Source organism: Halobacterium sp. CBA1126, from assembly GCF_009741975.1.
Classification (GTDB): Archaea; Halobacteriota; Halobacteria; order Halobacteriales; family Halobacteriaceae; genus Halobacterium.
This window is the reverse complement of sequence record NZ_WPCF01000002.1, coordinates 24,792-45,028: the sequence shown is the minus strand read 5'-3', so window position 1 is coordinate 45,028 and position 20,237 is coordinate 24,792. Positions and strand designations below refer to the sequence as shown.

Genomic DNA, 20,237 nt, shown 5'->3' with positions numbered 1-20,237 from the left:
CACATGACACGGTACGAGCCGGTCGTCGAAGACGACACGCTCTTTCTGGTCGCCGACGACGCCGACGACCGCGTCGAAATCGGTGCCGTCGACGACGTGGTCGCCGCGATGGGCGGCGACACGCACCCGATCGAGTACGACGAGAAGCAGCGCAAGCAGCCGTGGCTGGACACCGACGACGGCGTGCTCGACGTGGACGTCCGGGAGACGGTGACGACGCTCCCGCACACGGCCGAGACGGTCGCGGAGCTACGCGACTACGACATGGGGACCGACCGGTACGGGCTGCCGCGGCGGACCGTCGAGTTCGCGAACGAACTCGTGGACATTCTCGAACAGCAGGGGAAACACGACCCGGAGACGCCCGAGTGAGAACGAGTTCCGGTCCGGCCTACAGGAAGACGGTCTCACCGGTGTCGGCGGCCTCGTAGACGGCTTCGAGGGCCTCCATGTCGACGAGCGCGTGCTCGCCGTCTGGGTGGATGGGTTCCCCGCGGAGCACGCGGTCGGCGAAGTAGTCGAACTCCTCGGTCATCTCGTCGCCGAACACGTCCCGGCGACCGTCGTCGATCTCCATCTCCTTGTCGTCGAGGCGGAGCGTCAGCGTCTGCGGGGATTCGCCGAGGAACGTGGGTTCGAGGCGGAGCTCGCCGTCCGTCCCGACGACGCGGAGGTGGCCCGAGCGGGCGCCGTGCTGGCTGGCCGTGCAGGCGGCGTACGTGCCGTCGTCGAACTGCAGCGTGAACGCGGCGTGCTGGTCGGGGACGTCGTCGAACGCCTTGTCTTCGGAGTGCATCTGCGCGGTCGCGCTGACCGGGTCGGCGTCGAGGACGAACCGCGCGGTGTTGATGGGGTAGATGCCGAGGTCCATCACGGTCGCGCCGTAGCCGACGAGCTCGGTGTCGAGGCGCCACTGGTCGGTGTCGCTGGAGACAACGTCGAGCATCTGCTGGCTCATGTTCCCGTGGACGGCGACGGGGTCGCCGATGGCGCCGTCGGCGACGAGTTCGCGCATCCGGCGGACCTGCGGGTCGGTCTGCATCCGGTAGGCGACCATCAGCGGGACGTCCGCGGTGGCTTCGACGAGGGCTTCGGCGCGCTCGCGGGTCGCCTCGACGGGCTTCTCGCAGAGGACGGCCTTCCCGTGGTCGGCGGCGGCCTCCGCGTACGGCAGGTGGAGCGCGTTCGGCGTGCAGATGTACGCGGCGTCGTACTCGTCGGTGGCTTCGCCGGCTTCGAACTCCTCGTAGGTGAGCGCGGCCTCGACGGTCGGCGTCTCGGCGGCGACCTCCTCGGCTTTCTCGTGGGTGCTGCTGACGACGACGGTCGTCTCGCAGAACTCGGAGGCCTCGACGGCGGGCATCGCCTGTTCGCGGGTCCACCACCCGAGGCTGACCATCGCGACCCGGAGCGTTCCCGAGTCGAGTTGCTCCCAGTCGCGGTGGCGAACGCTGTTCAGACAGTCTGCTGCTGACATGGTAGGTGGGTTCGCGGCTCCCCCCAAAAGTGTACTGGACGAGGCCGTGAGTGGTGACGGAATCGTAAGAATGGTATGGGAGAATTGCGACGTTTGGAGTGTGACTGAGACCAATCAGAACTACGTCGACGGCGAGTGGGTCGCTACCGAGACCGGCGAGACGTTCGACGTCGAGAACCCGGCGAATCCGAGCGAGACAGTCGCTACGTACCAGCAGTCCAGCGCCGACGACGCCGCGGCAGCGGTCGACGCGGCGGTGGCCGCGCAGGACGAGTGGGCGGACACGCCCGGTCCAGAGCGCGGGCGCGTCCTCCGGCAGGCCGGCTCGATTCTCGCCGAGCGGAAGGACGAGCTGACGGAGCTCCTCGTCGAAGAGGAGGGGAAGGCCCGTCCGGAAGCGGCCGGCGAGGTACAGCGCGCGATCGACATCTTCCACTACTTCGCGGGGAAGGCGTCGGACCTCGGCGGCACCGTCAAAGGGTCCAGCAGCCAGGACACGACGCTGTACACGCGCAAGGAGCCGGTCGGCGTGGCCGCGCTCGTCACGCCGTGGAATTATCCCATCGCCATCCCGGCGTGGAAGCTCGCGCCCGCGCTCGCGGCGGGCAACAGCGTCGTGCTCAAGCCCGCTTCCGCGGCGCCCGGCGTCGTCCTCGCCATCGCGGAAGCCCTCGACGAAGCGGGGCTGCCGGACGGCGTGTTCAACGTCGTCACCGGCCCCGGGAGTTCCGTCGGCCAGGAGTTCATCGAAAGCGACGGCACCGACGCCGTCTCCTTCACGGGGAGCAGCCAGGTCGGCGAGATGGTGTACGACCAGGCGACCGACCAGGGCAAGCGCGTCCAGACCGAACTCGGCGGGAAGAACCCGACGCTCGTCGCCGACTCCGCCGACCCCGAGGAAGCCGCCGAAATCGTCGCCAGCGGCGGGTTCGGCACCACCGGCCAGTCCTGTACTGCCTGTTCCCGGGCGATCGTCCACGAGGACGTCTACGACGAGTTCGTGGACGCGCTCGTCGACGAAGCCGAGTCCATCGACATCGGCCCGGGCCTCGAGCACGAGATGGGGCCGCAGGTCAGCCAGAGCGAACTCGACTCCACGCTCGAGTACATCGACATCGCCCAGGACGAGGGCGCGACCCTCGCGGCCGGCGGCGACACACCCAACGAGTACGACTCGGGGTACTTCGTGGAGCCGACGGTGTTCACGGACGTCGACAACGACATGCGCATCGCCCAGGAGGAAGTGTTCGGGCCGGTTGTCGCCGTGATCAAGGTGAGTGACTTCGAGGAGGGCCTCGAAACCGCCAACGACGTCGAGTACGGGCTCTCAGCGAGCATCGTCACCGACGACCACACCGAAGCTAACCGCTTCGTCGACGAGGCCGAGGCCGGCGTCGTCAAAGTCAACGAGAAGACGACCGGGCTCGAGCTCCACGTGCCCTTCGGCGGGTTCAAGCGCTCCTCGTCCGAGACGTGGCGCGAACAGGGCGACGAGGGCCTTGAGTTCTACACCATCGAGAAAACCGTCTACGACAACTACTGAGGTCGCTGCGGTCCGGCGCCGTTTTTTCGCCGCCCCGGGAAGCGCGGAGTTTTATACGGGACGAGTTCGTGGCGGTAGGCATGGAAGACGCACTCGTAGTCGTCGACGACAGAGAGAGTACTGCCGGCGTGGTCCGCGAGGCCGCCGCGTACGTGACCGGTGCCGACGCGGAGCTCGTGCTCTACGTCCCGCTGACCGAGGATGAGTTCGAGGAGTCGCTGGCCGCACTCGACGAGATCGGTCGCGTGGAGAACAAAGATTACAGCGACGAGGACGCGCTGAGCGTCGCCCGCCAGTACGCCGAGGACGTCACCGAGGACGCGCTGGAGGGGTTCGACGTCGACTACACGGTCGTCACGGACGTCACCGAGGAAGTCGAAGCACAGCGCGTCATCGAGATCGGGAACGAACAGGGCTGCGACCACGTGTTCACGGTCGGCCGGCAGCGCTCCCCGACGGGGAAAGCGGTGTTCGGGGACACCACCCAGCGGCTCGTGCTCAACTTCCCCGGGTTCGTCACCGTCCAGATGGAGTGACGCCGCCGTCGCGGTGGCGGTCGGTCAGCGCTCCCCGCTCGTAGCGTTCAGTTCCCGTCAGCGTCGCCTCGGCCGTTCCCATCGTCTCTGCCGGGCGGGGTGAGTTCGACGGTGACGGTGTCGGCGTCGTCGTCGACGGTGACGGTCGTCTCGCCGGAGAGCGCGCCCTTCTCGGCGGTGACGCGGTAGTCGCCCTTGAAGCCGCGCGTGGCGTAGACGCCGTCGTCGCCGGTCTCGCCGGTCTCCTCGGTCCACCACTCGTCGAAGACGAGGTCGAGGAACTGCTCGCCGTTCTCCCGGAGCGTCCAGTCGGAGTCGTAGTACGCGCCCGAGGGCCGCCAGTGGTCCTCCTCCCAGAAGCCCCACGAGACGACGCCCTCGACGGCTTCCTTGCTGAACAGCGCGGTCAGGAAGTCCCGGGTGTAGTCGACCTGCACGTCGACGTCCTGGGCGTTCCGCCGGTCGAGAATCTGGATGTCGAACTCGGTGACCAGCAGCGGGAGGTCGAACTCCGCGAACTGGTCGATGCCCGAGAGCAGGTTGTCCATGTCCAGCATCTGCCCCCACTGCTGCTGGTGGTGGCCCATGAACCCGATGCCGTCGATGGGGTAGTCGTTCTCCACGAGGTGCTCGACGTAGTCGAGGTACTGGCTGCGCTGCCACTGGCCGCCGAGCGCGCCCATCTCGTTGGTGTACAGTTCGGTGTCGGTGGTGTCGTCGGCGACCGCCCACCACTCCTCGACCGCGTCCCAGCCGAGTTCGGGGTTGTTGCGGTAGTTGCTCTGCCAGATGGGGTGGTTGTGCATGTCCCACTCGGTCACGTCGCCCTCGAACTCGGCGGCGTGGTCGGCGATCTTCTCCGCGATGACTTCCTGCTTCTCGTCGGCGGGCAGGTCCGGGTCGACGTTCATCCCGCCGCCGCCGGATGCTTGGTCTTGCTCCCAGAGGAGGTAGTGGCCGCGCGTCGGGACGTCCCGCTCGTTCAGCCAGTCGAGGGTCGCCCGGGTGTCGTCGTTGTCGGTGTCCCAGACGCCCTCCCACGCGGGGTACTTCAGGCCGTTCTCCACGACGGCCTTGTTGAAGTGGTCGAGGAACGTCTCCCGGTAGATCTCGTCGTCCTCGGTGTCGCCGACGACGTGCTCGACGGAGACCGCGCTCCCGAAGTCGAACTCGTGTTCGACCATCTCCACGTCGACGGTCGCGCCGTCCATCGGCTGGCCGCCGGGGTTCAGCACTTCGATTTCGACGTCGGTCTTGCGGTGTTCCTCGATGCGCTCGTGGGCGGCTTGCCGCCAGTCGGCGTCCTCGCTGCGCCCCTCGTAGTCGTACGGCGGGAGCGTCCCGAGGCCGACGCCGTCGCCGCTGTAGTCCAGCAGCGCGACGCCGCCGACGTCGAGCGTCTGGTCGGCGTACCCGGCCTGGAGTTCGAGCGCGGGGACGTCCGCGTCGTCGGGCCGCTCGCCGACCTCGACGGGGAAGAAGTACCGCAGCCACTCGCCCTGCGGGTCGACGGCCGCGCCGCGCTGGACGAAGTTCTCGCCGACCGGTTCGCCGTCGCTGTCGACGTAGCCGAAGCGCGCGCTCGCCTCCGCCGCGTCGTCGTCGCTTCGCACCCACGCGACGCCGAGGAGCAGGTCGCCCTCCGTGACGCTGTGGTCGGTGATCGGTCCGCGGTACGCGACCGCACCGGGATCGTCGGCGCTCGGGACGTCCAAGCGCTCCGCCTCCGTGTGCGGGACCGCGTCGACGTCCACGCTAATCGTCGATTCCGTGCCGCCGCCCACGAGGGAGAACGTCTCGATGGTCGCTTCCTCCGTGGTGTCGTAGACGTACTCGCCGGCGGGGAGTTGTTTTGCTTGCCTGCTCGATGCTGTGAGTTCCGCTCGCAGCGACTCGTGGTAGTCCGCGGCGTCGTCGGCCGCGGCCTGCCCGGCGACGGCGGGGCTCGCTGCCGCCGTCGCGCCGAGGGCGCCGAGTGCTTTGAGGAACGTGCGCCGTCCGCTGTCGTAACTGCTGAGGTCTCTTGCCATGGAGTGTGCTCACTCCAAACACACCCACGGGTTGTGATTATTTAATTATGGGGGTGCGTTGGATTTTCTCGCGGGGCTCGGCCGTAACTCCGCGCCGCGTCGCGCAACCACTATTGTGGGGGTCCGCGAAGACGGGGTATGGACACGACGACGATGCTCCCGCCGCACCCCGACCGGCGGTGGACGCTCGCGCGCCAACTCGGCCTCTCGACCGCAGTCGTGCGGTTCTGGGGCGAAGACGAGTGGTGGACGTACGACTCCCTGCTGCAGACCAAGAACCGGTTCGCCGACCACGGGCTGTCGCTGGACGTCGTCGAGGACCGCCCGCCGATGACGAAAACGGTGCTCGGCCGCGAGGGCCGCGACGAGGAGATCGAGACCGTCAAAGACCTCATTCGGAACATGGGCCGCGCGGGCATCGACGTCTACTGCTGGGTGTGGACCGAGAACCCGGTCGGCGTGCTCCGAACGTCGGACGAGGTGCCGCTGCGCGGCGACTCGCGCACGACCGCGTACGACCACGAGCAGGCCGAGCGCGCGCCCGACTACCCCGTGGACGTCACGGAGGACGAGCTCTGGGCGAACCTCGAGTACTTCCTCGACGAGGTCGTGCCCGTCGCCGAGGAGGCGGGCGTGCAGCTCGCGCTCCACCCCGACGACCCGCCCGTCGACTCGGTGCGCGGGGTGCCGCGGCTCGTCGACTCCGTGGAGAACGTCCAGCGGATTCTGGACCTCCACGGCAGCCCGAACCACGGCCTGACGTTCTGTCAGGGTAACTACGCGGCGATGGGCGCCGACGTCCCCGAGACGATTCGACGGTTCGGCGACCGCATCCACTTCGTCCACTTCCGGGACGTCGACGGCTCCCCCGAGGAGTTCGTGGAGACGTGGCAGGACGACGGCCCGACGGACATGCTCGCCGCGATGGAGGCGTACCGCGAGGTGGGCTTCGACGGCCCGATTCGCCCCGACCACGTGCCGCGGATGCTCGACGAAGGCCACCGCGACGACGCACAGGCCGGCTACACGGACATGGGCCGCTGTTCGCCGTCGGGTACATGAAGGGACTGCTGGAGCAGACCGACGCGTAGGCCGTCGAAGGCTTTTTTGTCGCGCTCGGCGGTTGTACGCCCATGAGCTTCCTCGACGAGGAGTACCTGCTCGGTTCCGAGGCCGCGGTCGACCTCTACGAGTCCATCGCGGACCTGCCGGTCGTCGACCCGCACAACCACGTCGACCTCGCGGAAGTCGTGGAGAACGAGCCGTGGAACGACGTCTGGGAGGTCGAGGGCGCGACCGACCACTACGTCTGGCAGCTGATGCGCAAGCGCGGCGTCCCCGAGGAGAAGGTCACGGGGGACGCCAGCAACCGCGAGAAGTGGGACGCCCTCGCCGAGGTGTTCCCGGACTTCGCGGGGAACCCGACCTACGACTGGGTCCACCTCGACCTCAAGCGCCGGTTCGGCATCGAGAAGCCACTGAACGCGGACACCGCCGACGAGATCTGGCGGGAGACGAAGCGCCAGCTCGCCGACGACGCGATGCGACCCCAGCAGGTGCTGCGAGAGATGAACGTCGAAGTGCTGTGCAGCAGCGACGACCCGACCTCCCGGCTGCGGTACCACGAGCGCGCCGAGACCGAAGTCGAGGGCGTCGACGTGCTGCCGACGTGGCGGCCCGACCGCGCGCTGAAAGTCGAGAACGCGGCGTGGACGGAGTTCGTCGCGGACCTCGACGACGCGACCGAGACGACGATCGACGACTTCGCGGGCTTCCTGGACGCGCTCGCGGAGACCCACGACTACTTCGCCGAGCACGGCTGCGTCGCCTGCGACATCGGCCTGGGAACGAATCCCGTCTCGCGGCCGGTGAGCACGCAGCGCGCGAGTGAGGTGTACGCGAAGGCGCGCCGCGGCGACGACCTCACGGCGGCCGAGATTCGGGACTGGAAGGCGTACCTGCTGGAGTTCGTCGGCGAGCTGAACAGCGAGGCGGGCTGGACGACCCAACTCCACGTCGGCGCGGTGCGTGACTACCGGGACTCCCTCTACGAGACCGTCGGGAAGAACGCGGGCGGAGACGTGTCCACGCAGGACGTCGACCTCGTGGACGGGCTGGACTACTTCTTCGACCGCTTCGACGGCGAGATGGAGGTCGTCCTCTACACGCTCGACCCGACGCACTACCCGAGCGCGACGGTCGTCGCGCGCGCCTACCCGAACGTGAGCATCGGGCCGGCGTGGTGGTTCAACGACAGCCCGATGGGCATCGCGAACCAGCTCGAACGCGTGGCTGCCGTCGACCTGCTGGCGAACCACGCTGGGATGGTCAGCGACTCCCGGAAGCTGGTCTCCTACGGCTCGCGGTTCGAGATGTTCCGGCGGACGCTCGCGGACGTGGTCGGGCAGATGGTCGACCGCGGGCGGATTCCCTACGAGAACGCCGAGCGCCTCGTCGAGCACGTCGCGTACGACCGGCCGAAGGAGCTGTACGGACTGTAGGCATCGACACAGTAAAGTGGGCCTCGCGGGTCGTCTGAGGTACGCATGACCGGACGACTCAGCGGAGACACCGCCATCATCACGGGGTCCAGTCAGGGTATCGGGAAGGGCATCGCCGAGCACTTCGCCGCCGAGGGCGCGAACGTGGTCGTGAACTCTCGCTCCCAGGAGCGCGCCGAGGAGGCCGCCGAAGCCATCGAAGCCGAGGGTGGCACAGCCATCGGCGTTGAGGCCGACGTCACCGACGAGGACGAGATGGCGGCGCTGGTGGAGACGACCGTCGAGGAGTTCGGGCGCCTCGACGTGTTCGTGAACAACGCCGGCGTCACCACGCTCGGGCCGGCCGAGGAGTTCGACGTCGACGACTGGCGGGAGGTCGTGGAGGTCGATCTCGTGGGGACGTTCGTCGGCTGTCAGGCCGCGGGCCGGCAGATGATCGAGCAGGAGGAGGGCGGCGCGATTCTGAACATGTCCTCGCTGATGGGCGGTCGCGGTCTCCAGCTGCGGTCGCCGTACTGTGCGTCGAAGGCGGGCGTGAACAACCTCACGCAGACGCTGGCTGTCGAGTGGGCCGAGCACGACGTCCACGTGAACGCGCTCGCGCCGGGGTTCATCTGGACGGAGATCACCGAGCAGACGCAGGGCTCTGCGGGGTACACGAACGACGACATCCGCGACCGGACGCCGCTGGGTCGGTTCGGGACCGTCGAGGAGATGGCGGAGTGTGCGCTGTTCCTCGTGAGTCGGAACAACTTCGTGACGGGCGAAGTGCTGTACGCCGACGGCGGCTGGCAGGCGTACGGCTGGGGCGCGGCGACCAGTAGGGCTCCCCGGAATTCCGAAAGTATTGTGTGGAGTCAGCAACCGGTACTAGCCGGCTCGCCGGGCGGACACTGGACGCGGCGTCACGAGTAGCGTCTGCACTCCACAGCGTCTGTCCCACGCACCGCCGCCGTCTCGCCGGGCGAGCGCACCCTCGCAGTTTCTCACTTCGACTGCCCCGAACAGCGGTGCGACCCGCCGCCGACTCGCAGAACCTAATTCTGAAATACAGAACGAAAGGGGGTGGCAAATCGGGATTGGAATTACAACCGTAGTAGTGTAATGTAGGTCCAGTATGAAGTGATCCGTGCCGAAGATACTGCCAAGAGGGTGCGAAATCGTCCGTTCAGGGCCGTATGAGGAGAGCGAGAGGAGAGATTCTCTAAATTAGAACGTGAGTCAGTAGTTGATGTTGAGCTCGATGACGTTCGCGGCGCTGAGCACGCGCTCGGGGAGTTCCCCGTGGAGGTCCTCGTCGCTGACGCGGCTCGCGGGCGCGGAGACGCTGATGGCGCCCAGTACTTCGTCCGAGGAGTCCTTCACCGGCGCCGCGATGCAGCGCAGGCCCTCGAGGCGCTCGCCGTCGTCGATGGCGTACCCCCGGTCGCGGACGCCCTCCAAGACCTCGAACAGCTCGTCGCGGGAGCCGATGCTGCGCGGGGTCTTCCGTTCGAGGCCGCGCCGCTCGATGATTTCCTCGACGCGGTCTTCGGGGAGGTGGGCGAGGATGGCCTTCCCCAGTGCGGTCGTGTGGAGGTGCGTGCGGAGCCCCGCGTACGTGTCGAGGTCGACGGCCTCGTCGCCCTTCGACCGCATCAGGTAGACGCCCATCCCCTGCTCCTCGACGAGCAGGTTCGCGAGCTCGCCGGTCTCGTTCGCCAGCGACTTCACCTCGGGTTCGGCGACCTGGTAGAACTCCATGGACTTCCGGGTCGCGCCGCCGACCTCGAGGAACTTCAGGCCAAGCTGGTACTCGTCGCCGGTCTTGAGGACGTAGCCGTGCTCGCGGAGCGTCGTGAGGTGGTTGTGGACGGCGCTCTTGCCCATGTCGAGGCCGTCGGTCAGCTCCGTCACCCCACAGGGCCCCCGGTCCATCAGTTCCTCGACCAGGGCGAGGGTCTTCTCGGTCGTCCGCACCGGATGTTTGGCGTCCATGCGAGGGACTCACTACCTACGTCGGCTAAAGTGTTCTGGATGGGAGAACGAACCCGGGGGGTTCGCGGCACCCGGTACGGTTTTGTGTGCCCGCCGAAGCCATCAGGTATGGACCGAGCCAGCCGTGCACGGCCAGCCGCCGCGTCGCGCGCGACGTCCGGAGACGCACTCGACGGCGACGACGTGACCATCGCGTACGTCGGCGGCGGCAGCCGCCAGTGGGTCCCGAACCTCGTCCAGGACCTCGCGCTCTCCGCGTTCGACGGCGACGTACGCCTCTACGACGTCAACGCCGACGCGGCCCAGCGCAACGCCCAGTTCGGGAACTGGGTCCAGGACCGCGAGGACGCCACCGCGGAGTGGACGTACACCGCCACCAGCGACCTCGCAGTCGCCCTCAACGGCGCCGACGTCGTCCTGTTGTCCACGCAGTACGACCCCACGGAGACGTTCGTCCACGACCTCGACATCCCCGAGTCGTACGGCATCTACGGCGCCGTCGCCGCGACTATCGGCCCGGGCGGCATCTTCCGCGCGATGCGCACCATCCCCGTCTACCGGCGTTTCGCCGCCGCCATCCGCGAACACTGCCCGGACGCGTGGGTGTTCAACTTCACGAACCCCGTGCACTTCGTGACGCGCGCCCTCTACGACGAGTACCCAGACATCAACGCCGTCGGGATGTGCCACGAGGTCCTGCACGCCCGCGACCGCCTCGCGGCGTTCGCCGACGAGCACCTCGGGATGGACGCCGACCGCGCGGACGTCTCGGTGAACGTCAAGGGCATCAACCACTTCACGTGGATCGACGAGGCGTACGTCGACGGCGTGGACCTCTGGCCGCTGCTCGACGACCTCGCGCACGGGGAGGAAGGCAACCGGACCTTCGAGCCCGCGGACCTCGAAGACGAGAGCCCGTTCGCCGACCCGTGGCAGGTCTCGTGGGAGCTCTACCGGAACTTCGGCGTGCTCCCGTTCGCGGGCGACCGCCACGTCGTCGAGTACGCGACGTGGTTCCTGCAGGGCGGCAGGGAGGCACTGAACCGGTGGGGCGTCAAGCGCACGGGCAGCGACTTCCGCGCGAAACACTGGACGCCCGCCGAGTCCGAACAGACCACCGACGTGGAGGCGTGGCTCACGGGCGAACGCGAGTTCGAACTCGAAGCGTCCGGCGAAGTACTGCTGGACGTGCTGGGCGCGCTCGCCGGCGGCGAGGAGTTCGTCACGAACGTCAACCTCCCGAACCGCGGGCAGGTCGAGGGGCTGGAGTCCGGGTCGGTCGTGGAGACGAACGCGCTCGTCGCCGCCGGCGAAATCCGACCGCTCGCCGCCGGTGGGTTCCCCCGGCCCGTGCGCTCGCTACTCGCCACGCACGTCGACACCATCGAGACGGTCGTGGACGCGGCCCGCGACGGCGACCTCGACCGCGCGTTTCGGGCGTTCCTGCTGGATCCGCAGGTCCGCACGCTCCAGACCGAGGACGCCCGGGAGCTGTTCGCGGAGCTCGTCGCCGCACAGGCCGAGTACCTCGACGACTGGGACCTCGAGGGGTCCGACGTGCTCGCCGCCGCCGACGCGTACTGACGAGCTGTCTCCCACGGTTTGAAGGGGGCGGCCGTCTTCCGAACGGTCGTGAGTACACCAGCAACGAGTGTCGTCGTCACGGGCGCGCTCGGCGGCGTCGGACAGTGGGTCGTCGACCGGCTCGCCGGCGACGGCTACGACGTGGTCGGCCTCGACCAGCGCCTCCCGGAAGCGGGCGGCCCCGAGGGCGCGTCGTTCTTCGCGGTCGACCTGACCGACCAGGGCGAGACGGCCGAACTGATAGCTGCCGCGGACCCGAACGCGGTCGTCCACCTCGCGGCGATTCCGGACCCGACCGGCCACGCCGGGTCGCGCGTGTTCACGAACAACACCGAGAGCGCGTACAACGTCCTCACCGCGGCGGGGCGCGCCGGCGCCGACGTCGTGTGGGCGAGCTCCGAGTCCGCGTACGGCTTCCCGTTCGCCGACAGCGTGCTGAAACCGGAGTACGTCCCCATCGACGAATCTCACCCGCTCCGCCCGGAGGACGCCTACGGCGTCTCGAAGGTCTCCGGCGAAGCCGTCGCGGAGGCGACCGCGCGCCGCCACGACGTCTCCGTCGTCTCCATCCGCCCGTCGTGGGTCCAGTACCCCGGCGAGTACCTGACCGAGCAGAACCGCGAGGCCTTCGACCTCGAGGCGCTCCGGGCGCGCTCCGCGGACGCGCCGCCGGACGGCGGCATCGGGAACTTCTGGTCGTACATCGACGTCCGCGACCTCGCGTCCATGGTCGCGGCCGCACTGGACGCCGACGTCACCGGTCACGAGGCGTACCTCTGTCACGCCGACGAGAACTACCTCGGCGTGGACACCGCCGACCTCTTCGACGCGCTGTTCGCGGATGCGCCGCCCTGCGAGACTGACGGCGAGGAAGCGGCGTTCACGACGGCGAAAGCCGAACGCGACCTCGGCTGGACGCCCGAGCACACGTGGCGGGAGGCCGCCGACGCGGACATCGACGGCCCCGACTTCGCGTAGCTACTCGGAGAGCGCGTCGACGACGGCGCCGTGGGCGGGCTTCCGCGCGAACTCCTCGTCGAACAGCAGCGGCGCTTCGCCGTGGCCGAGCGGCGGGAGCCACGACTGGCCGTCGTCCACGCCCCACGTGACGACGGTGTCGGCGCCGGCGTCGACGGCCGCGGCGACGACGTCGTGGTAGTACTGGGCCTGCGCTTCCCGGTCGGCGACAGCCTCGCCGATGCCGACGTCGAGTTCGGTGACGTGGACGTCCAAGCCGAGGTCGGTGAGGCGTTCGACGTTCGCGGCCACGTCCGCCGGCGGCACGAGGTCGTCGAAGACGTGGAGCTGGAGGCCGACGCCGTCGACGGGGACGCCGCGCGCGACGAGGTCCGAGACGAGGTCGTACACCTCGTCGGCCTTCGCGGAGAGGCCGTCGGCGCCGTAGTCGTTGTAGAAGAGGTCGGCGTCGGAGACGTCGGCGGCGTACTCGAACGCGCGGTCGACGTACTCCGGGCCGAGGGCGTCCAGCCACTGCGTCTCGCGGAGGCCGCCGTCGTCCGCGACGGCTTCGTTCACGACGTCCCACGCGTCCACCCGGCCGCGGTACCGGCCGGCGACGGTGTAGATGTGGTTCCGGAGGAGGCGGTCGGCGTCCGCCGCCGACCGCGTCCACGGCCGTACCCACTCGGGGTACATGCGGTGCCAGACGAGCGCGTGCCCGCGGACGTACATGTCGTGGCGGTCCGCAAACTCGACGACGTCGTCGGCGTCAGCGAAGTCGTAGCCGCGCTCGCCGTCCGCCAGCGGCCCCCACTTCATGGCGTTCTCGGCGGTCACGGCGTCGAACTCGCGGGCGAGCGTCTGCCGGTAGTCGGTGTCGGTCCGGAGCGCGTCGACGTCGACGGCGGCGCCGACGTGGACGTCAGCGTCCGCGGCGGCGTCTCGGAGCGTTCGCATGGTCGGGCTTCGCGGGGCCGGGACTTAACTCCGCCCGCCGACCGCTCGCGGGAACAACACTTATTGGGGCGGTCCGAGTTGCCGCGACGTACGGTGGTTCGCTCCCGGAACCCGATTCGACTGCTCCTGTTGGGCATCGGCGCGGTACTCGCGCGGTTCGGCCTCGTCTCCGGCGAACGGGCGCGCGAGACGACCGACCTCGCGTGGCCGCGCATCGTCACCGGGCTCGCCCGCATGTCGAAGGGCGCCGCGGACGTCGCGATGGTCGGGGTCGCGCTCGGGCCGACGGCAATCGCGGGCATGGGGTTCGCGGGGCCGTACTGGGGGATGACGTTCGCCGTCGGCGGCGGGATGGCGGCGGGCACCATCGCGCTCGTCTCCCAGCGGTACGGCGCGGAGGCGTACGGCGAACTCGGGCAGGTGGTGCGGTCGAGCGCGTTCGTCGTCACCGCGATGGCGCTCCCGCTGACCGCGCTGTTCTGGACGTTCCCCCACGAGCTGGTGGCGCTGTTGAGCGACGACCCGGTCGCGGTCGCGTACGGCGCCGACTACCTGCGCGTGCTCGCCGTCGGCGTGCCGTTCGGCATCCTCAACCAGATCGGGAGTCGCGCGCTCGTCGGCGCCGACGACGCGTGGACGCCGATGGTCGTCCGCTCCAGCGGCGCCGTCGCGAACGTCGGCCTCAACGCGGTGTTCGTCTTCGGTCTCGACATGGGCGTCGTCGGCGCGGCGCTCGGCACGGTCGTCGCGGGCGTGCTCGTCACGGCGACGTTCGCCGTCGGGCTGGCGTTCGGGCGGCTCCCGCTTGTCGGCGAGTTCCCGATTCGCGTGCGGTGGCTCGACCGGTACGTCCACTGGGAGTTCTGCCGGGACCTCGTCTCCATCGGGATGCCGGTCGTCGGCCGGAGTTCGGTGTGGACGGTCGCGCGGTTCCCGATTCTCGCGCTCGTCGGGACGTTCGGCTCGCACGTCGTCGCGGCGTACGTCATCAGCCGCCGGATCTGGGGGCTGATGAACACGCCCGGCTGGGGGTTCGGGCTCGCCGCTTCGAGTCTCGTCGGGCAGTCGCTGGGCGCCGACGACGAGGACACCGCGGAGCTGTACGGCTACGAGATCACCACGTTCACCGCCGCCGTCTACGTGTTCGCGGCCGTCCTCGTGGCGGTGTTCGCGGAGCCGATCGTGCGGTTGTTCGTCAACGACCCGGCGTCGCAGGCGGTGCCGGTCGCCGTGACGCTCGTCTACGCTGCCTGCGTCGCGGTCGTCCCGCAGGGCGTCACGAACGCCGTCGCGGGCGCGCTCGACGCCACCGGGGACACGAACTGGCCGTTCTACAGCCGCGCGGTCGGCATGTTCGGGCTCGCCATCCCGCTGGTGTACCTCGCGGCGACGACCCCGTTGGGCATCGTCGGTATCCACCTGTCGTTCCTCGCGGAGAGCCTGCCGGGCGCCGCCATCAACTACTACCGGTTCCGCTCCGGGAAGTGGCGCGCCATCAGCCGGGGCTACCGGCCGAGCGCCGCGACCGACGACTGAGGGGTCGTCCGCCAGTCACGGAAGCAACTCGAGCGGGTCCGCGGGGTCGAGGTCGCTGTCGGCGAGCCACCCGACGAACGCCGCGAACAGCTCCGGGGCGTTGCCGGCGTCGTGGAACAGGACGATTTCGTCGCCGCGGGCGGCGTCGCTCGCGGTCGCTTCGAAGTTCTCGTGCAGTACCGCACGGTCGTCGGTCTGCCAGTCTGCGACGTCGAACGTCCACGGCCAGTCGTACCGCGTGTCAGCCGTGTCCGCGCGTTCCGGACCGACGAAGCCGTGCTCGCGGAGGACGCGCTGGAATCTCTCGCTCATGTCGCCGCCGTCGTCGCCGTAGGGGAAGCGGAACAGGCGAGCGGGACGCGAGGCGTTCGCGCGGTCGTAGACGTCGTCGATGTGTCGCTCCGTCCGTGCGAGCTCTCGCTCGAACTCGCGTTCGGTGATGGCGGACGCGCGCGGATGGGAGTGCGTGTGGTTGCCGAGGTGATACCCCGCTTTGACGGCGCGCGCGGCGAGTTCGCGGTTGTCGGCGAGGCGGCGCCCCTCGCAGAAGAGGACCGCGGGCACGTCGTGAGCGGTCAGTGTGTCGAGTTTCGCGCCGAGGGTCGCCGACGGCGCGTCGTCGATGGTGAGGTAGGCCTTCATCGGCTTCGGGTAGTGTCGTCGAGAACGTCGGTGGCGGGCGTGGTAAGCGTAGCGGTGGACGGCGAGTCCCCGTTCTGCGCTGGTAGTCTCGGCATAACTCGCGCGTCGACAATCAACGACAACGTTAAAGTTGAACGTCGAACAACCGGCACCTATGCGCTGGAAGTGCCCCCGCTGCAACAGCGACGTCACTCGGGAACACGGCTCACTCGTCTGCCGAGACTGCGGCTACGCCCCGAAACACGGCGCCGACTGACACCCCGAAAATCGACCCGCAGCGCCTCAGTACGTCGCGTCGACGATGTCGTCGTCGAGGTCGTCGAACTGGTCGAGGTAGGCCAGCCGTTCCTGCCGGAGTTCTGACTGTGCCGTCTCGAACTCTTCGACGCGGTCGGGCACCCGGAACCGGTCGACGTCGATGCCCGGCACCTCGCTGGGCACGGTCAGGTCGAGGGCGTCGTCGCGCTCCCACTCGACGCTGCCGCGGGCGACGCCTTCGAGGATGGCGACTGTCTCCTCGACGCCCACGTCGACGGGGTCGTCGGTGCCGACCGCGCCGGTGTTGATGACGTAACACTCGACGTCCAGCTCCGCGATGAGGTCGCGGAAGCGGTTGCCCTCCTCGCCCTCGGAGCCGACGATGAAGGGGTTGGTGCCGACGACGCGGATGGACTCGCCCGCCTTCGACGGGTCGCCCGCGCTCGTCTCGATCGATTCGCCGAGCATGAACGCGACGGCGGCCTGCTCGTCGCTGAGCCGGGCGACCGGCGGCATCAGCGGGTTCCGCGTGATAAAGAACACCTGGTCGACGCTCGGCAGGTCGATGCCCTCGGCGGAGCTCTCGAGGTTGTCCCGGCGGACCACCGCGCGGGCGTTCCGGCCGTAGCGGGGTTCGTCGAAGTGGACGGTGCCGTCGTCGTCCACCGCGACGTTCTCGAGGACGGCGGACTCGTCAGTCGCGGCGTCGTAGAGTTCGGGCTGTTCGTCGCCGTCCAGACCGAGGGTCTTGATGTAGAGGCCGCTGCCCTCGCTGCCCGCGACGGTGCCCGACGGCAGGAGCGCGCAGACGTCGTCTTGGATCATCTCGACGCCCTCGGGGTCGTCCAGCCAGAGGCCGTGGCTGGTGAGCGTGGACTTGCCGGTGCCCGACAAGCCGAGGAAGAGCTGGCCGACTTCCCGTTGGCCGTCCTCGTCGTCGAGGGTGACGCGCTTGCTGCCGGCGTGGAGGCCGAGCCCGCCTTGTTCTTTCGTGCGGAGCATGAACAGCCGGAGGAACGACTTCTTCGCCTCGCCCGTGTAGTCGCTGCCCAGCACGGTCGTGACGCCGGTCTCGGGGTGGACTCGGATTTTCGGTTCGTCGGTCGCGTCCGGGAGCTGGACCGTGACGAAGTCCGGGTCGGCGCCCTCGGCCGGCTCGAGGAGTTTCGCCCACGAGAGCGCGATGCGGCCGTACTCTTTCGGGAGGTACAGCCGGCAGACGTACGACGCCTCGGAGTGGCGACCGACGACGCGGTCCACGCAGACGACGTCGTTGGCCGCGTCCCGCACCCAGTCGAGGCCGTTCTCGAAGACGGCCACGTCGTCGGCGCCGAAGTCGGCGTCGACGGCGTTGGCGGTGCGGTCGGCGCTGCGAGAACGGTACTCGCTGACGTACGCCGGCGCGCCGTACTCCGTCGTCGTCTCCGAGTGCGAGGAGAACTCGCGGAGTTCGTCCAACGACGGGTTGTACGTGACGTGGTCGGCTGTCTCCGGGTCCGGATACTCTGTAGGTTTCGGGACGCTACTGAGACCTACCATTCTACCTCGTAATCCGCGAGATAGTTTAATAAGCCTGTTGAAGCGGGGGATTTCGGCGAAAAACGTTACTTCGGATTCCGGTAGTAACTCCGGGTGCTCGCGGGCGGCCGGTTCGCGCGCGCCGACAGTAGCTTTTAGTGGGACGTTACTGTATCACACGCGTATGAGCGACGCGAACAGCGAACGGAACCCACAGTACTTCGTGCACTCCCTGCGCCAGTACGTCCTCGCCCCGCTGTCGACCGCCTCACGGCTCGTCGAGACCGAACGCGCGGAAGTGGTGGCCGAACTGGACGCCTACGAGACGTTCCGCGACCGACTGCGGGAAATCGACCCGGCTCCGTCGACGCCGCCCGACGCGGGACTCCCCGGCCGGGACACGACGTCGGACCGTATCGAGCGCGTCCGCGACGCCTACCGCGACACCGTGCTGTCGACGCCCCACTACGACGAGGCGTACGGGGAGCCGCTGGTCGCCCACCTCGGCCGCGAGTTCGGCGCCGGCATCGCGGACGCGTTCCGCCCCGACTCAGCGGTGTCGTTCACCGCGCCGTACAAGCGCACGCTCGAAGCCCGCACCACGGGCTCCATCCGCATGCGACGGGACTTCGTCGACACGCTCGACGCCGAAGCCGCATCCATCGAGGACGCACGCGGCGACCTCTCGACGGTGTTCGCGGCCCTCGACACGACCATCATCCCGGAGTGGCACTGCGAGTCGTTCACCGACGACCTCGACGCGGTCGCGCAGCGCCGCCAGCAGACCATCCAGCGCCGCGACTCGGTGCCGCAGTTCGACGAGCACTCGCTGTGCGCGCTCCTCTACGACGACGAGCCGTGGACGTACCCCGTGTTGACCGCCGTCGCACGCACCCGCGAGGCGGTCAGCCTCGAGCAGTCGCCGAACCCCGGCCGGAGGAATTCCGCCCGTGGCTGACCACCGGATTCTTCGACGTGGCTCGGCGACGGAGAGAACCGTCGGAGCTATTGTCCACCAGCGCGGTCCTCGGGAACGATGGACGGGAAAGTAGACAGCGTCGTCGTCGTGGGCGGCGGCGACGTCGGCCTGCTGACGGCGCTGGGCGTCCGCCGGATGAACCCGAGCGTGGACGTCTCGGTCGTCGACGACTTCCAGCAGGAGATACCGCAGGTCGGCAAGAGCACGTACCGCGAGATTCAGAGCATCCTCCACGGCTCGCTCGGCATCGACGAGCACCAGTTCATCTCCGAGGTGAAGCCAATCTGGAAGGCGTCGGTGTACTTCCGGGACTGGTGCGACCGGCCGTCGTTCCAGTACCCCTTCGACCCGCCGGACAAGTACCCGAACGCGGACACGCCGGACGCCGTCGAGCACTACTACTACCACTACGACGAGCTCTACGACAGCCCCGACCACCTGACGCGGGACGAGCAAATTGTCGCGCAGGGGAAGTCGCCGTGGTTCTACGGGTCGGACGGCGACCTCGACAGGTACGACAAGGTCGCGTACCACCTCGACACGAACCGCTTCAACACGTACCTGCGGAAGCTCTGCCACGCCCGCGACGTCTCGCTCGTCAACGACGAGGTCACGGCCGTCGAGACGACCGGTCAGCGAATCGACCGCGTCCGCAGCGACCGGTGCGCCTACGAGGCGGACCTCTACGTGGACGCCACCGGGTTCAACCGCGTCCTCCGGTCAGAGCAGGACGTCGAGTTCCGGGAGTTCGAGTTCCCGCTGGACGCGGCGCTGAACGTCCGCGTCGACCGGTCGCTCTCCGAGGTCGTGCCCGCGACCGTCATCGAGACGGGCGACCACGGCTGGTTCTGGCAGATCGACACGTACGACGACCGCGACCTCGGCTACGTGTTCGCCACCGAGTACGCCGACGAGGCGACCGCGCGGGCGGAGTTCCGCGAGTTCGTCGCCGACGTCGCCCCCGGCGACGCCGACAGCGAGACGGTCGTCGACGACGCCGACGTCGACCGGTACGACTTCGACTCCGGGTACTACGACCGCGCGTGGGTCGCCAACTGCCTCGCCATCGGGAACGCCGAGGGGTTCGTGGAACCGCTCCAGTCGACCGCGCTCACCGCCAACGCCTCGCTCGCCGTGCAGTTCTCGAACCTGCTGGCCTCGCACGGCCGGGTCGCCGACGATGACGTCCGGGACGCGTTCAACGCCTCGGTCCGCCGCACGTGGGAGTCCATCCACGACTTCGTCGGCGTCCACTACGAGTACTCCTCCGGGGACACGCCGTTCTGGGAGGCGATGGAGTCGCTGGATGTGAGTTCGCGTGTCGACCAGATCGCCGAGGAGTTCGACCGGTACGGCTACGACTGGAACGTCGACGTCGCGGACCCCTCGCGGCTCGCGGAGCTGAAGGTGTTCGCGCTCCCGGACTTCTACACGGTCATGCGGAACATGGGCGCCACCTCGGAGTTCTACGAGACCAACGACTTCGACGTGAGCGACGATGTCGCGGACGAACGCGACCGCTTCTATCGCCAGACGGAGCAGCGAGTCGCCGACGACCACCTCACCGTCGAGGAGCTGTACCGCGGCATCATGGACTTCTGAGCGACGCTTGTGCGGTCGGATTAGCCACGTCGACTACTCCCGGAACGCACCTGCGGTCGTCGTTCGGCGCGAGCCGCGCGAACGGGGCAGTCATCGAGACGATTTCACGTCAGAAGATATCTACTCAAATTGGGTTT

Annotated in this window: 16 protein-coding genes and 1 pseudogene; 11 read left to right on the top strand and 6 right to left on the bottom strand. The window is 68.6% G+C overall.

Annotation, left to right across the window (positions count from 1 at the left end):
• Positions 1 to 3: 3 nt before the first annotated feature.
• Positions 4 to 372, top strand: coding sequence for a hypothetical protein (locus GJ634_RS00560; protein WP_157499889.1), 369 nt, complete (start codon positions 4 to 6; stop codon positions 370 to 372).
• Between the two features lie 19 nt (positions 373 to 391).
• On the opposite strand, the gene gfo6 is transcribed toward GJ634_RS00560, so the two are convergent.
• Positions 392 to 1,477 carry a D-xylose 1-dehydrogenase Gfo6 gene (gene gfo6 / locus GJ634_RS00555; protein ID WP_157499887.1) on the bottom strand — a complete coding sequence of 362 codons (1,086 nt, stop codon included), beginning with the start codon at positions 1,475 to 1,477 and terminating at the stop codon, positions 392 to 394.
• 100 nt (positions 1,478 to 1,577) lie between these two features.
• On the opposite strand from gfo6, the gene GJ634_RS00550 reads away from it, so the two are divergent.
• Together GJ634_RS00550 and GJ634_RS00545 are read left to right on the top strand one after the other, a co-directional pair.
• Complete coding sequence (locus GJ634_RS00550) at positions 1,578 to 3,020, top strand: aldehyde dehydrogenase family protein (protein WP_331713919.1); 1,443 nt, start codon at positions 1,578 to 1,580, stop codon at positions 3,018 to 3,020.
• 80 nt (positions 3,021 to 3,100) lie between these two features.
• Complete coding sequence (locus tag GJ634_RS00545) at positions 3,101 to 3,556, top strand: universal stress protein (RefSeq protein WP_157499883.1); 456 nt, start codon at positions 3,101 to 3,103, stop codon at positions 3,554 to 3,556.
• Positions 3,557 to 3,603: 47 nt separating this feature from the next.
• On the opposite strand, the gene GJ634_RS00540 is transcribed toward GJ634_RS00545, so the two are convergent.
• Positions 3,604 to 5,586 carry an endo-1,4-beta-xylanase gene (locus GJ634_RS00540; protein WP_157499881.1) on the bottom strand — a complete coding sequence of 661 codons (1,983 nt, stop codon included), beginning with the start codon at positions 5,584 to 5,586 and terminating at the stop codon, positions 3,604 to 3,606.
• Positions 5,587 to 5,724: 138 nt separating this feature from the next.
• Between GJ634_RS00540 and GJ634_RS00535 the strand changes: the two are divergent.
• The 3 genes and pseudogenes from GJ634_RS00535 to GJ634_RS00525 all read left to right on the top strand — a co-directional run bounded on the left by GJ634_RS00535 (position 5,725) and on the right by GJ634_RS00525 (position 9,002).
• Positions 5,725 to 6,677 (top strand): annotated as a pseudogene (locus tag GJ634_RS00535) (mannonate dehydratase).
• Between the two features lie 42 nt (positions 6,678 to 6,719).
• Positions 6,720 to 8,087, top strand: a complete 1,368-nt coding sequence (gene uxaC / locus GJ634_RS00530) for a glucuronate isomerase (RefSeq protein ID WP_157499879.1) — start codon at positions 6,720 to 6,722, stop codon at positions 8,085 to 8,087.
• 45 nt (positions 8,088 to 8,132) lie between these two features.
• The gene (locus GJ634_RS00525; RefSeq protein WP_157499877.1) at positions 8,133 to 9,002 is read left to right on the top strand and encodes an SDR family NAD(P)-dependent oxidoreductase; all 870 of its coding nucleotides are present in this window, start codon (positions 8,133 to 8,135) and stop codon (positions 9,000 to 9,002) included.
• 306 nt (positions 9,003 to 9,308) lie between these two features.
• Here the strand turns inward: GJ634_RS00525 and xacR are convergent, their stop codons facing one another.
• Entirely contained in the window at positions 9,309 to 10,064 is a 756-nt protein-coding gene (gene xacR / locus GJ634_RS00520) for an HTH-type transcriptional regulator XacR (RefSeq protein WP_157499875.1), read from the bottom strand.
• Positions 10,065 to 10,172: 108 nt separating this feature from the next.
• Here xacR and GJ634_RS00515 point away from each other — a divergent pair, with 108 nt between their 5' ends.
• Entirely contained in the window at positions 10,173 to 11,648 is a 1,476-nt protein-coding gene (locus GJ634_RS00515; RefSeq protein ID WP_157499873.1) for a glycoside hydrolase family 4, read from the top strand.
• 48 nt (positions 11,649 to 11,696) lie between these two features.
• A complete protein-coding gene (locus tag GJ634_RS00510; RefSeq protein WP_331713917.1) occupies positions 11,697 to 12,626 on the top strand; it encodes an NAD(P)-dependent oxidoreductase in 930 nt (309 codons plus the stop codon).
• On the opposite strand, the gene GJ634_RS00505 is transcribed toward GJ634_RS00510, so the two are convergent.
• A complete protein-coding gene (locus GJ634_RS00505) occupies positions 12,627 to 13,565 on the bottom strand; it encodes an endo-1,4-beta-xylanase (protein WP_157499869.1) in 939 nt (312 codons plus the stop codon).
• 93 nt (positions 13,566 to 13,658) lie between these two features.
• On the opposite strand from GJ634_RS00505, the gene GJ634_RS00500 reads away from it, so the two are divergent.
• The gene (locus GJ634_RS00500) at positions 13,659 to 15,101 is read left to right on the top strand and encodes an MATE family efflux transporter (protein WP_331713916.1); all 1,443 of its coding nucleotides are present in this window, start codon (positions 13,659 to 13,661) and stop codon (positions 15,099 to 15,101) included.
• A gap of 15 nt (positions 15,102 to 15,116) precedes the next feature.
• On the opposite strand, the gene GJ634_RS00495 is transcribed toward GJ634_RS00500, so the two are convergent.
• The gene (locus GJ634_RS00495) at positions 15,117 to 15,743 is read right to left on the bottom strand and encodes a polysaccharide deacetylase family protein (protein WP_157499865.1); all 627 of its coding nucleotides are present in this window, start codon (positions 15,741 to 15,743) and stop codon (positions 15,117 to 15,119) included.
• 282 nt (positions 15,744 to 16,025) lie between these two features.
• Positions 16,026 to 17,540, bottom strand: a complete 1,515-nt coding sequence (locus GJ634_RS00490) for a phosphoenolpyruvate carboxykinase (ATP) (protein ID WP_157499863.1) — start codon at positions 17,538 to 17,540, stop codon at positions 16,026 to 16,028.
• A 163-nt stretch (positions 17,541 to 17,703) separates the two neighbouring features.
• Here GJ634_RS00490 and GJ634_RS00485 point away from each other — a divergent pair, with 163 nt between their 5' ends.
• Positions 17,704 to 18,477, top strand: a complete 774-nt coding sequence (locus GJ634_RS00485) for a hypothetical protein (protein ID WP_157499861.1) — start codon at positions 17,704 to 17,706, stop codon at positions 18,475 to 18,477.
• 78 nt (positions 18,478 to 18,555) lie between these two features.
• Positions 18,556 to 20,100 carry an FAD-dependent oxidoreductase gene (locus GJ634_RS00480; RefSeq protein WP_157499859.1) on the top strand — a complete coding sequence of 515 codons (1,545 nt, stop codon included), beginning with the start codon at positions 18,556 to 18,558 and terminating at the stop codon, positions 20,098 to 20,100.
• The last annotated feature ends 137 nt before the right edge of the window (positions 20,101 to 20,237 follow it).

What these genes read in the sequence shown, in the direction of transcription:
- GJ634_RS00540 (WP_157499881.1), bottom strand. Translation starts at nt 5,586, where the DNA reads ATGGCAAGAGACCTCAGCAGTTACGACAGCGGACGGCGCACGTTCCTC.
- GJ634_RS00515 (WP_157499873.1), top strand. Translation starts at nt 10,173, where the DNA reads ATGGACCGAGCCAGCCGTGCACGGCCAGCCGCCGCGTCGCGCGCGACG.
- GJ634_RS00545 (WP_157499883.1), top strand. Translation starts at nt 3,101, where the DNA reads ATGGAAGACGCACTCGTAGTCGTCGACGACAGAGAGAGTACTGCCGGC.
- GJ634_RS00495 (WP_157499865.1), bottom strand. Translation starts at nt 15,743, where the DNA reads ATGAAGGCCTACCTCACCATCGACGACGCGCCGTCGGCGACCCTCGGC.
- GJ634_RS00560 (WP_157499889.1), top strand. Translation starts at nt 4, where the DNA reads ATGACACGGTACGAGCCGGTCGTCGAAGACGACACGCTCTTTCTGGTC.
- GJ634_RS00490 (WP_157499863.1), bottom strand. Translation starts at nt 17,540, where the DNA reads ATGGTAGGTCTCAGTAGCGTCCCGAAACCTACAGAGTATCCGGACCCG.
- GJ634_RS00485 (WP_157499861.1), top strand. Translation starts at nt 17,704, where the DNA reads ATGAGCGACGCGAACAGCGAACGGAACCCACAGTACTTCGTGCACTCC.
- GJ634_RS00525 (WP_157499877.1), top strand. Translation starts at nt 8,133, where the DNA reads ATGACCGGACGACTCAGCGGAGACACCGCCATCATCACGGGGTCCAGT.
- gfo6 (WP_157499887.1), bottom strand. Translation starts at nt 1,477, where the DNA reads ATGTCAGCAGCAGACTGTCTGAACAGCGTTCGCCACCGCGACTGGGAG.
- uxaC (WP_157499879.1), top strand. Translation starts at nt 6,720, where the DNA reads ATGAGCTTCCTCGACGAGGAGTACCTGCTCGGTTCCGAGGCCGCGGTC.
- xacR (WP_157499875.1), bottom strand. Translation starts at nt 10,064, where the DNA reads ATGGACGCCAAACATCCGGTGCGGACGACCGAGAAGACCCTCGCCCTG.
- GJ634_RS00505 (WP_157499869.1), bottom strand. Translation starts at nt 13,565, where the DNA reads ATGCGAACGCTCCGAGACGCCGCCGCGGACGCTGACGTCCACGTCGGC.
- GJ634_RS00480 (WP_157499859.1), top strand. Translation starts at nt 18,556, where the DNA reads ATGGACGGGAAAGTAGACAGCGTCGTCGTCGTGGGCGGCGGCGACGTC.